Below are 12,046 nucleotides of genomic sequence, written 5' to 3'. Positions count from 1 at the left end.
ATACCGGGCTTTTTCGGGCACCCAAGCCATACAAAGACACCCCCAGTGCCTCAGACCACCACGAAAAGAGCCCCCGCCGGCCAATGGCCACGGGGACTCCTTTGCGGTTCGCGACGGTCAGTCTGTGCCGCGGGCAATACTGAGGATAGCTACTCGATGCCGGCCGCCATGAGTTGGGCGCGCAGTTCCCGGCGCTCGCGCTGCTTCTCGGGGTCCGGGAGGGGCACTGCGGCCAACAGCCTCTGCGTGTAGGGTTCCTGTGGATTGCGAAGGATCTGCTCCCGCGTACCCTGCTCCACGATCCGGCCCCGCTGCATCACGCAGATCCGGTCTGCGAGCACGTCAACGACGGCGAGGTCGTGCGTGACGAAAAGGCACGCGAACCCCAGTTCCTTCTGCAGGTTCTGGAAGAGTTCCAAAACCTTTGCCTGCACCGAGACGTCCAGAGCCGACGTGGGCTCATCGGCCACCATGAGTTTGGGCTGGAGGGATAGTGCACGGGCGATTCCCACACGCTGCTTCTGTCCGCCTGACAATTCATGCGGATACCGGTTCCGGTAGCCTCGCGGCAGCTCCACCTGGTCCAGGAGGGTTTCAATCCGCTTCTGCAAATCAAGGCCCTTGGCGACCCCGGCAAGGAACATGGGTTCGCCGATGCTTTCGCCGATAGGCAGGCGCGGGTTCAGCGACGACGATGGATCCTGGAAGACCATGCCGATATCGCGCCGGACCTCGTGCAGTTGCTTCCCGTTCCGCTTGGCGGCCGAAATGTCCTGCCCTACCACCCGCATGCTGCCCGCGGCCACAGGCAAGAGCCCGACGGCGGCGCGTCCAATGGTCGTTTTGCCGGATCCTGACTCGCCCACAAGGCCCACCACTTGGCCGGGGTAGATCACCAAGTTGGCCCCCTCAACGGCGCGGAATGCGGGAACCCGGCCTTGTTTGGGGTACTCGATCGCTACATCGATCAACTCGAGCACGGGCTCGCCCTTGGGCCTGGCAGCCTCTTCCGCCGCCGCCTTCAGAGCCGCCTGGTTCTGCCGTTCCCTACGAAGCAGCTCGTCGTGTTCAACCGATTCCAGTTCCGTGTTGGTTGCCGCAGCCAAAGCTGCGGTCACGTCGACGTCGGCATTTTCTGCCCCCTGTCCCAAGTGCGGAACGGCCGCCAGAAGCGCCTGGGTGTACTCATGCTGCGGGTTGCTGAAAATCTGTTGCGCGGTACCCGTCTCCACAATGACGCCCTTGCGCATGACTGCTATGCGGTCAGCGAGGTCTGCCACGACGCCCATATCGTGCGTGATGAGGACGATGGCACTGTCCAGTTTGTTGCGCAGATGGCGCATCAGGTCCAGGATCTCGGCTTGGACTGTCACGTCCAGTGCAGTGGTGGGTTCATCCGCGATGAGGAGTTTCGGATCGCAGGACAACGATTGGGCGATCATGGCGCGCTGACGCTGGCCGCCGGAAAGCTGGTGGGGATACGACTTGAAGGCCTTTTCCGGGTCCGGGAGTTCCACCAGCTCCAACATGCGCAATGCCCGTTCCTTGGCTTCGGCCGGGGAGACGACGTTGTGCAGCCGGATGGTCTCCACGATCTGTGCTCCCACCGTATAGACGGGGTTGAGGGCAGTCATGGGCTCCTGGAAGATCACCGCCACGTCCTTGCCGCGGACTTCCCGAATGGCGCTCGACTTGGCGCCAAGCAACTCCTTGCCCGAGAGCTTCACGCTCCCGCTGACTCTGCTGTTGCTTGGCAGCAAATCGAGCAAAGCCATGGAACTGGCGCTCTTTCCAGAGCCGGATTCCCCGACGATCGCAAGGACCTCGCCTGCCCTGACTTCATAATTCAGTCCAATGGCGGCCGGGACCCATTTTTTCTCCACGCCGAAGTCCACACTGAGATTGCGGACTTCCAGCACCACGCTCCCCGGCACAGTCTTATCGGAGGCAGTCTCGAGTTGGGTTGCCTCTGGTTCGGGGCTGGCGTTGTCAGTCATGTTGGGTGTTCCCTTCCACCCGGGCCACCCTCCAAGGGGTGATTAGTGAAGTAGCCCGGAATCCTGAATTATTAGGGGCATGAGCCAAGAGCCACATGCTGGAAATGCCGAAATCTTCAAGGCCCGCACCAGCAAGCTGTTTGCCTGGATTTGCTGGGGAGTTGCGACCTTCGGCGTGCTGGTGACGCTCGTGGTGGCCGGGCCAAGTGCGCTTCCGGGCACTATCCCGCTGCTCTTCGTCGCTTTCCTTGGCTGGTTGCTTTTCTGGCGTCCGGCCGTGGTGGTCCGGGACACCCACGTCACACTGGAGAATCCCTACCGGACCATCGACGTTCCGTGGGACGCCCTGGTCCACGTGGACACCCGCTACGCCCTCACCCTGATAACTCCGCGGAAGAAATATCCGGCGTGGGCTGCGCCGGCCCCCGGCATCTGGGGCGGGCGCCATGCCCGCCCTGAGCACCTGAAAGGGCTCCCGGGCTCCACGTATGGTCCTGGCAGCTCCGTTCGTCCCGGAGACCTCAAGAACACGGACTCCGGAATCGCAGCGGTCCTGGTCCGCACCCGTTGGCAGAACCTCGTGGAGTCGGGCCGCATTGAGCCCGGCCGCGCGGAAGACGCCGTGGTGGCCGTGGCTGTTGGATGGTTCCGGGTAGCGGCCACGGTGATTCTTGCCGCGGCCAGCTACTGGGCGGTCTTCCTGCAATAGGGTTCCCTCGGCGGGTCCCACTCAGGCGCCCTTCGGAGTATCGGTGAGCGGCGCCGTCGTGCTTGAATGACGGCTGGTTTCGACGGCGCTCTTGGCTTTGAACTTCTTCTGCCGCGGATCGAAGGCATCCCGCAGGCCGTCGCCGATGAAGTTGATGCTGAGGCAGATAAGAATGATGAACAGACCCGGGTACCAGAACAGCCACGGACGGGTAGCGAAGGCCTCCTGGTTCTGGGAGATCAACAAGCCCAGGGAGGTATCGGGTGAGTGCACGCCGAGGCCAAGGTAACTGAGGGCCGTCTCAAGCAGGATCGCAGCCGACATCGTCAGGGTGACATTGACGATCAGCACGCCGACCGCATTCGGGAGGATGTGCTTGAAGATGATCCTGGCATTGGACGCACCTGAAATCCGGGCGGCATCCACGAACTCCCGCTCACGAAGGGTCAAGAACTCGCCACGGACAAGACGGGCCAGGCCAACCCAGCTCACAAGTCCCAGGAAAATACCCAGGATGACCACGCCGTTGCTGGAAGCAAAGCCGGCAATCCAACTTCCTTCGTCCCTTCGGCTGGCGATCTGGCCGACCACTGCGGCCAGAAGCAGCACGGGAATGATGATGATGACGTCGGTGAGGCGCATGAGGATGGCCTCGACCCAGCCTCGGAAGTAGCCTGCCAGTCCCCCGATGATCGCGCCGATCGCACCCGCAATGCCACCGATCAGGAGCATTACCGTGATGGACTGCTGTGCGCCACGCATCGCCATGGCAAACAGGTCGCGCCCGATCCGGTCTTGGCCGAACGGATGCTCGCCCCAGGCGGGGGGCCACAAGGACGACGTCGGGGCGCCGTCATTGACGAGCGGCGAGACGTCCAGGTAGTTGTACTTCCACCATCCAGGCAGGCCGAAAGCACCCACGGACGTGAACGCGAGCAGGAAAATCGCCACGAAGACTGCCAAACCTATGAGGGCGCCCGTGTGGCCGAAAAATCTCTTGCGGACAATCTGGCCCTGGCTGAGGCCGCTGGTAAGTTCGCTGCCTGTTTGGGTGGCTGCAGCTTCGGCGAGCGCCTGGTGCGCGAGGAGTTCTTCCTCTTGTGTTGGCTGGCTCATGCTTTGATCCTTACACGTGGGTCGAGTGCGGAGTAAGCGAGGTCCGCTATCAGGTTGAAGACCATGGCCGTAACGGCCACACACAGGAATACACCCATCACCGGGTTGGGGTCGGTGTGCAGAAGTCCGTCGATGAACAGGAAGCCCATGCCTCGAACAGAGAAAACCGTCTCCGTAATGACGGCGCCGCCGATCAGGGCTCCAATGTCGAAGGCCACAATCGTCGCGATCGGAATCAGGGCATTGCGGAAGGCGTGACCCATGATCACTGAACGTTCGCTCAGTCCCTTTGCCCGTGCGGTCCTGATGAAGTCCATGTTCATGATTTCCAGCATCGAGGAGCGCGTAAACCGCGTGTAGCTCGCCAAGGACACCAGGATCAAGGCAACCGTCGGCAGGACAAGGTGCGTAAGCGTGTCGGTTGACAAAATCCAGAAATCGCCTTGGATGTTCGGGGTTCCGGCCCCGATGGTGGCAATGGGACGACCACGCACCCTGCTGTTGCTGAAATAGGCGGGCCAGGCTTGCATGAAACGGTCCACGATGACGAGGGCCCCGACCAGGAAGGCGGTGATCGCGGCGGCCCGCATCGATTGGCCGCGATCATAGCCACCCATGAAATAGCCCACCGCTACGCCCACCAGAATGGTGGCAATCGCGAGGAGGAAAATCATGAGTCCGGTTGCTTCATTGAGCAACGGTTGCACCGCAAAGTAGGCGACGACGCCGATACCGACCACGATCAGGCTCGATTGCAGCGCCTTCCGGTTCTTAAGACCGGAAACCAGGATGGTGATTCCGACGGCGATTCCCGCACCGAGGATGGCGATGATGACCGGCCCCAAACCGGGATTGCGGAACCACTGCGTCAAGGAGAAGTAGAAGAGGACAAGCGAGACAGCTACGAAAACCGAACCACCGACGATCAACCGGCGCTTGGCTGCCCCGCCGACGACCACTGCGCCGATGACGCCGAGAACGGCACCAATCCCGAGGGCCACAGCCGGTGGTATTTCCGGATTTCGCAGGAAGTCGTTGAAGCCGATGGCGCCGAATTCCTTGAGGAGTACAGCCACCCAGAAGATCGGCAAGGAGAAGAACAGGAAGGCCATGAACGTCACGCCATAGTCCAAAGCGCTGTACTGACGGAGCGCAGTGACAACACCGAGCGAGATGCCGATGAGGATGGCCAGAATGGTTGCGCCCGTGACGAGTGTCAGGGTCTGAACCAACGCGAAGCCGAGCGCCTCCGTAATTGGCTGCCCCGCGATGTTCTTGCCCAGGTTGCAGGCGTTTCCAAAAGGCACCAGGCATTGGGCGGCGCCACCCAGCCACTTGAAGTAGCGCAAGGGTGCGGGAGTGTCGAGATCGAGCAAATTGGTTCGCGAGTCCATTAGCGCTTGCCTGTTTGGTGCGCTGCTGGCCCGGAACTCTGCCAGGGGGTCTCCAGACAACGCTGTCAGGAGATACACCAGGAATGATGCTCCAAGAAGAATGAGTGCGGCGGTGACGAGCCGACGGACGATATAGGTCAACATGGTGTGAAACCTCGAAATCCAGGCCCGGGATCGCCAGTGCCTATCGCAGGATCGTGTCCCTTCCCTGCTTGAGGTCGGTGGGAAGCAGACTGTTCAGTACCAACCCGAAGGCGCCGGGACCATGATTCTTCGGTCCCGGCGCCCCGGCTAGCGGTGTTGCTCGCTGGGTTGAGACCCTACTTCTGAGCCCACTCCCAGAAGTTCCACCAGACACCGGTCTGGTTCGGCATGAGCTTTACGCCCGTGATGCGGTCGCTGTAGGCGTCCACGTTCACCGATTGGAAGAGCGGAACACCGTATGCGCTGTCCCAGATCTTCTTGTCGATCTGCTTCTCAAGGTCATCCTGCTTGCTGCGGTCCGTGGTGACCACGAGCTGCTCCATCAACTGGTCGGCATCGGTGTTGCTGAACTGGTTGAAGTTGTTGCCGCCGGCGGTCTTGAAGATCTGCGGAACGCCGGAGACTCCGACGCCCGGGTTGATCCAACCGAAGATCGTGGCATCGTAGCCGCCCTTGCCGAGCGCCTTGCCCCAGTCGGAGGCACCGAGGCCGCCGTCGACGATCTTGAAGCCCGCCTTGGTGGCGGATTCGCGGATCAGAGAGAAAGCGTCAACACGGTTCGGGTTGTCCTTGTTGTACATGATGCGGATTTCCGGCGTAGCACCGTTCAGGAGCTTCTTGGCACCATCAATGTCCACGTCCTGGTAGGCCGAGGAGCCATTGTTCTTGGCGGAATCAGCGTATGCAGCCTGCTGGGGAACGAAGATCTGCGAATCCAGCGGCTTCGCGTTCGGGTCAAGCTTGCCGACAATCTTGCTGACGATGTCCTTGCGGGGCACTGTCTTCATGAAAGCCGTGCGCACGTTTTGGTCGGCCAGCGGGCCCGAGAAATTCAGGTCCAAGTGATCGAAGGCCAGCTGGTTGCCCTGGTCAACGGTGACGCCTTGGCTCGTGAGCGCCTTGAGCTGGTCAAGCGTGTCAGCGGAAGCCTGCGGGGCAATGATGTCCGCCTCGCCGTTCTTGAGGGCTTGAACCTGTGCCGGTGCCGAACCGATGTATCGGACGGTGATTTCGTCCAGGTTAGGAGTCGGTCCCCAGTTGTAGTCCTTGTTCCGGACCATCGTGAGGGACTGGTCCTGGTTCATGCTCTTGACGATGTAAGGACCGTTTGAGAGGAACAGGGTGGGGTCCGCGGGAAGCGTCTTCGTGTCGAAGCCGGTGTTCCACATGTCCGACATTGCCTTCAGCTTCGGGTCCGCAGGCAGCGGTGCCTTGGAGTCTCCGCGGGGCTTGCTCTTGAAGAAGTCAATCAAGGCCTGGGTGTCCTTCAGGCCGGCCTTCTGGGCAAGGACGTGGGCAGGAACGTCAATGCCGGGACCGCCGAGCGCGATCTCCCAGTCAGCGAACGGCTTGGAGTACTTAAGCGTGAGGGTCTTGTTGTTGTTGCTGATCTCCGGGAAGTCCGTGAGACTCAGGCCTGTGTTGTCACCGGCGTAGGAGAAATACGAGGTACCGGTCTTGGCTTTGGGGTCGGCGTCATCGTAGTAACCGGAGAACGCTGCCCACTGCAGGAGGAGATCGGCTGCGGAAACCGGGGTACCGTCGGACCACTTCACGCCATCATTGATGGTGTACTTCACGGTCAGTGGGTTGTCCGAGACCTTTTCCATCGAGCCGAACTTGTCGTTGTGAACAACGTTCAACTTGTTGTCGATGTAGTAGAAGCCCGAGTGCGTTGCGTAGCTGATCTTGGAGTTGATGTCCGTGTTGCCGTCGGCTGTGTTGGGGTTGAAGGTGTTGAAAGCGTTGACCTCGACCACGGTGGCCGTGCCGCCCGACTTGGCTGCTCCAGTGGATGGGGTATTGCCACCGGAGTTGCCGGCGCAGGCGCTCAGTGCCATCACGGCGATTGCCGCAATACCCACTGCTTTGGAAGTACGTCCGAAACGCATTCCGCCTCCTATGTATTTGAGTGGAAAAAGCCGGTGCTGTTGACTCCGGCAGACTGCCACAACCCCCTCAGCAGGCTTGTGGCTAGTCTCACATGAGCAGTAGCCTAGCGCCCGGAACGGATGTTTGTGGCCAAAGTTTCCCGTCGGTAAAGTTTGTTATCGATATGCAATCATTGAAGGACGTCCAAGTGGTTCAATGATCCAGCTGACATCGCACAAGCCCCGGATCAAGGCGAACCGGGGCTTGTGTCAGTTAATTCCCCATCACTGAAGATGGCGGCCCCTACACGTTGAAGCGGAACTCCACCACATCGCCGTCGGCCATGACATATTCCTTGCCTTCAATACGGACCTTGCCGCGGGACTTGGCCTCGGCCATGGAACCGGCATCGATAAGGTCGTCGAAGGAGACAACTTCAGCTTTGATGAATCCCCGCTGGAAATCCGTGTGGATGACTCCTGCGGCCTGGGGCGCGGTATCGCCCCGGTGGATGGTCCAGGCGCGGGCTTCCTTGGGACCGGCCGTCAGGTAAGTCTGCAGCCCTAGCGTGTGGAAACCGACCCGTGCCAGCTGGTCAAGGCCGGATTCGTCCTGGCCGTTCATCTCGAGCATCTCGCGGGCTTCTTCTTCGTCGAGTTCGACGAGATCGGATTCCAGCTTGGCATCAAGGAAAATGCAGTCTGCCGGCGCCACCAAGGCACGCAATTCCTCCTGCTTTTCCGGGCTGCCCAAGATTCCCTCATCCGAGTTGAAGACGTAGATGAAAGGTTTGGCCGTGAGGAGGCTGAGCTCCTTGAGGTGCTCCATCTCCAGCTTGTCGCTCTTGACCGAGGAGAAGATGGTGTCGCCACGTTCCAACACGGCCTGGGCGGCCAGGATTGCCGCCAGTTCCGCGGCTTCCCGCTTCTTGATCTTGACTTCTTTTTCGATCCGCGGAATGGCCTTTTCGATCGTCTGGAGGTCTGCCAGGATCAACTCGGTGTTGATCGTCTCAATATCGGAGCGCGGATCGACCTTGCCGTCGACGTGGACCACGTCCGGGTCATCGAAGACACGAATGACTTGGGCGATGGCTTCTGCCTCGCGGATGTTCGCGAGGAACTTGTTGCCCAGGCCTTCACCTTCGGAGGCGCCCTTCACGATCCCGGCGATGTCCACGAACGAGACAACGGCCGGCAGGAGGCGCTGGGACCCGAAGACCTCCGCCAACTTCTGCAGGCGCGGGTCCGGCAGGTTGACGACACCAACGTTGGGCTCGATGGTGGCGAACGGATAGTTCGCTGCCAGCACCTGGTTGCGGGTCAGTGCGTTGAAAAGAGTTGATTTGCCGACGTTGGGCAGTCCGACGATGCCAATAGTAAGAGCCACGAGCATTGATTCTACCCGTTGAGTGCCCTTGTCCGCTTTGCGGAAGAACCCAGGACGGTGGTGCCGCCGGTTCACCTTCCGTATATTGTCCGGCCCCTGTGCCAAGGTTGGGGACATGGATGGTTTTGCAGTGATTCTCGCGTTGTTCATGCTTCTTCTCGGAGCGGCCGGCGGCCTGGTGGCCGGGTTCCTCTTCTTCAGGCGTCGCAGCCTCGCGCTGGAAGAAGATTTCGACGGCGTCTCGGCCCGCCTTTCCGCGGTAAACGCCCAGTTTGCCGCCGCCGACGCCGAACGGCGGCTTTTGTTGTCACAGAACCGTGAACTGAACGAGTCCAGAAACCAGGATGGAAGCGTGCTGCGTGCCCTTGGCCCGGTTGCCGAGAAACTGACGGCTGTCCAGCAACAGGTATCGCTTCTGGAACGGGACCGATTGGAACAGTACGGGCAGCTTGCCCAACAGCTCCAGGAAGCCCGGCTGTCGGACGAACAACTGCTGCGCTCCACCCATGCCCTCGCATCTGCCCTGCGATCCAACAGCGCACGGGGCCAGTGGGGAGAAGTCCAGCTGCGCCGGGTGGTGGAAGCGGCCGGCATGCTGCGGCACGTCGATTTTCATGAGCAAGTGCATTCCGCGTCTGTGGACAATGCTGTCCGTCCGGATCTGGTGGTCCAGTTGCCGGGTGGGAAGCAGTTGGTGGTGGATGCGAAGGTTCCGTTGGCGTCCTACCTCGCTGCCCAGGAACAGGGCAACGCGCTGCACTGGGCAGGAAACGTGACGGGAAGCTCCGGCACCGATGCTTTGCTGCTGGCTCATGCAAAAGCCCTCAAGTCCCATGTGGATGCCTTGGGATCCAAGAAATACTGGGACATCCCCGGAAACTCGCCCGAGCTGGTCATCTGCTTCCTGCCTGCGGAATCAATCTTGGCGGCGGCGCTCGAAGCGGACCCGGCACTCTTGGACCACGCCCTCTCCCGGAACGTCGTACTGGCTTCGCCCGGCACTCTGTTGGCCGTTCTTAAGTCCGTTGCCTTCACCTGGCGCCAGGACGTTTTGACTGACAACGCCCGGGAACTCTTCGAGCTCGCCCGGCAGCTGTACGAACGCATGGGCACCCTTGGTGAGAACGTGGGAAAGCTGGGTTCGTCGTTGAAGACCTCGGTGGATCGCTATAACGCCCTTGTCGGAACGCTGGAGGCCCGTGTCTTGCCCACGGCGCGCAAACTCAACGCCATGGACACAGAAGGCCTGCAGTCACCGCCCGCAGTGGAAGCAGTGCCGCGGACCTTGGCCGCACCCGAACTCATCGAAGGAGAATCGGCGGCCTAGAAGTGGCCGGCCGGCAAGGAGTCGGCCACGAGCCCCCTAGGACGTCGGACGGTTTCCGCGTCCGCCCAGAGCACGGGTGACGTCGCCGGCTTCTTTGAGGGTGGCGCGCAGTTCCTTAGGCAAGGAGAACAAGAGGTCTTCCTCCGCTGTCACGATTTCCTCAACCGCACCGTAGCCGTAGTCGGCCAGCAAGCGGAGGACGTCCTGGACCAGGACCTCGGGAACGGATGCGCCGGAGGTCACGCCAACGGTAGCGACGCCCTCGAACCAGCTTTCGTCGACCTCGTTCGCGAAGTCGACCCGGTGGGAGGCCTTCGCACCATACTCGAGCGCCACCTCGACGAGCCGCACGGAGTTGGAGGAATTCGCCGACCCGACCACGATCACCAGGTCGGCCTGCGGGGCGATCTTCTTGATGGCGACTTGGCGGTTGGTGGTGGCATAGCAGATGTCGTCGCTGGGCGGATCCTGCAACGTGGGGAATCGCTCCTTGAGCATTCGGACCGTTTCCATGGTCTCGTCCACGCTCAGGGTGGTTTGCGAAAGCCAGATGGTCTTCTCCGGATCCCGCACGGTGACTTTGTCCACCTCGTGCGGACCGTTGATGATCTGGATGTGGTCCGGGGCTTCGCCGGCCGTGCCTTCCACTTCCTCGTGCCCGTCATGGCCGATCAGGAGAATATCGTAATCGTCTTTCGCGAAGCGGACGGCTTCGCGATGGACTTTCGTGACGAGGGGGCACGTCGCATCGATGGTGCGCAGGCCGCGGTCTTCGGCCGACTGCACGACGGCCGGGGACACGCCGTGAGCAGAGAAGATCACCAACGCGCCTTCGGGCACTTCATCCGTCTCGTCGACGAAGATGGCTCCCTTTTCCTCCAGGGAGGTGACCACATGCACGTTATGCACGATCTGCTTGCGCACGTACACGGGCGGCCCATAGTGTTCCAACGCCTTCTCCACCGCAATGACAGCGCGGTCGACTCCTGCGCAATATCCGCGCGGTGCCGCGAGCAGGACCCGTTTGGCACCGGTTACTGGCGCGGCAGCCAGCACCTCTTCCGGCGTCCGGCGCCTACGCGGGACAGAGGGCATCGGAATGGAGACTGCTGAGCTGCTCATCCCTCCATGCTACCGGCAGCGCTCCCCCGCATACCCGGCCTGGCTTTGGGTGCCAGGATCAGAATGATCAGGCCGACCAGCGCTAGGACTCCCCCGGCGACCGCGGCGATAGTGATCCAGCCAGTGAAATTGTCCGCGGATGCTGCGACCAACTCCCGGGCGAACAGCGCGCCGGTAGCAGTTCCGCCCAGGCCTGCGTCTCCTGCGCCCTTCAGCACCGTAGCGGCTGCTTGCCACAGACCGGCAAGTGCGGCCACTCCCAGTCCTGTGAACAAGAAAACCGCGCCCCTGCGCCTCGCGGACATCAGCGCAAGTCCAAGCAAAAGGATGGCGCCGAGGGCCGGGATCCACCACATCGGCGCATACGCCGCGACACTGTCTACCTGCTGCCGCTGGGCAGGGCCTCCGATGTTGATCAGGGTGGATTGGGGCGGCTCAATGGAGAGTTTTGTTGTCACGGCCAGCCGGTCCGCGAGAAGCTTCGTCAAAGGTCCGACGTCGAGCACCAGGGAGGTTCCCGCGTTTGAGTTTTCAGAACCGGCACTTCCGGCGAAATTCAGCTGATGGCTCCGGCGCACGGTTTCATTCCATGCCTGGGGGTATTCGGGCCATTTTGACATTGCGGTGGCCGCATCCTTGAGGAACGAGGCGCCAAGTTGTTCCACAGGAGCAGGCAGCTCGACTTTGGATTCAAGACTTCCGACGGCGGTAGCGGCGAGTCGGGCCTGGAATGCCTCGTTCTTTCCAAGCGAGGACGTGAGCGCCACGAACCCGTCTTCCCGGACGATGTTGGCGTCCGTCCATGCCATGGGGACGGCGATTCCTGTGAGCAGAAGGGCAAAGATCACTGCGATTGCAGAGACGAACGAGCGCAAGGGGTTCCTCAAGTTTGGCGTGCAACGGTTCCAAGCGGGCG

General features: G+C 61.3%; 9 protein-coding genes. 2 read left to right on the top strand and 7 right to left on the bottom strand.

The features are described 5' to 3' along the window. Positions 1 to 149 precede the first annotated feature (149 nt). Positions 150 to 1,997 carry an ABC transporter ATP-binding protein gene (locus ABD884_RS04275; RefSeq protein WP_345037588.1) on the bottom strand — a complete coding sequence of 616 codons (1,848 nt, stop codon included), beginning with the start codon at positions 1,995 to 1,997 and terminating at the stop codon, positions 150 to 152. A gap of 79 nt (positions 1,998 to 2,076) precedes the next feature. Between ABD884_RS04275 and ABD884_RS04270 the strand changes: the two genes are divergently transcribed. Further along, positions 2,077 to 2,706 (top strand): PH domain-containing protein, encoded by a 630-nt coding sequence (locus ABD884_RS04270; RefSeq protein ID WP_345037577.1) that lies wholly within the window; start codon positions 2,077 to 2,079, stop codon positions 2,704 to 2,706. Positions 2,707 to 2,727: 21 nt separating this feature from the next. Here ABD884_RS04270 and ABD884_RS04265 read toward each other — a convergent pair whose 3' ends face one another. The 4 genes from ABD884_RS04265 to ychF all read right to left on the bottom strand — a co-directional run bounded on the left by ABD884_RS04265 (position 2,728) and on the right by ychF (position 8,681). Then, positions 2,728 to 3,822: an ABC transporter permease gene (locus tag ABD884_RS04265; RefSeq protein WP_345037572.1), complete on the bottom strand. Its 1,095-nt coding sequence runs from the start codon at positions 3,820 to 3,822 to the stop codon at positions 2,728 to 2,730. Continuing rightward, positions 3,819 to 5,360: an ABC transporter permease gene (locus ABD884_RS04260; protein WP_345037564.1), complete on the bottom strand. Its 1,542-nt coding sequence runs from the start codon at positions 5,358 to 5,360 to the stop codon at positions 3,819 to 3,821. The genes ABD884_RS04265 and ABD884_RS04260 overlap by 4 nt, the downstream gene beginning before the upstream one ends. Before the next feature lie 176 nt (positions 5,361 to 5,536). After that, complete coding sequence (locus ABD884_RS04255) at positions 5,537 to 7,312, bottom strand: ABC transporter family substrate-binding protein (RefSeq protein ID WP_345037558.1); 1,776 nt, start codon at positions 7,310 to 7,312, stop codon at positions 5,537 to 5,539. 283 nt (positions 7,313 to 7,595) lie between these two features. After that, the gene (gene ychF / locus ABD884_RS04250) at positions 7,596 to 8,681 is read right to left on the bottom strand and encodes a redox-regulated ATPase YchF (RefSeq protein ID WP_028264958.1); all 1,086 of its coding nucleotides are present in this window, start codon (positions 8,679 to 8,681) and stop codon (positions 7,596 to 7,598) included. Between the two features lie 115 nt (positions 8,682 to 8,796). Between ychF and ABD884_RS04245 the strand changes: the two genes are divergently transcribed. After that, positions 8,797 to 10,008: a DNA recombination protein RmuC gene (locus ABD884_RS04245; RefSeq protein WP_345037553.1), complete on the top strand. Its 1,212-nt coding sequence runs from the start codon at positions 8,797 to 8,799 to the stop codon at positions 10,006 to 10,008. 36 nt (positions 10,009 to 10,044) lie between these two features. Here ABD884_RS04245 and ABD884_RS04240 read toward each other — a convergent pair whose 3' ends face one another. Continuing rightward, entirely contained in the window at positions 10,045 to 11,130 is a 1,086-nt protein-coding gene (locus ABD884_RS04240) for a 4-hydroxy-3-methylbut-2-enyl diphosphate reductase (protein WP_345037547.1), read from the bottom strand. Further along, positions 11,127 to 12,017: a hypothetical protein gene (locus tag ABD884_RS04235; protein ID WP_345037541.1), complete on the bottom strand. Its 891-nt coding sequence runs from the start codon at positions 12,015 to 12,017 to the stop codon at positions 11,127 to 11,129. Before ABD884_RS04235 ends, ABD884_RS04240 begins: the two co-directional genes overlap by 4 nt. Positions 12,018 to 12,046 lie beyond the last annotated feature (29 nt).

The sequence above is a fragment of the Arthrobacter methylotrophus genome, from assembly GCF_039539965.1.
GTDB classification, from domain to species: Bacteria; Actinomycetota; Actinomycetes; order Actinomycetales; family Micrococcaceae; genus Arthrobacter; species Arthrobacter methylotrophus.
The sequence above is the reverse complement of the archived record's forward strand: the minus strand, read 5'-3'. Positions and strand labels throughout refer to the sequence as shown.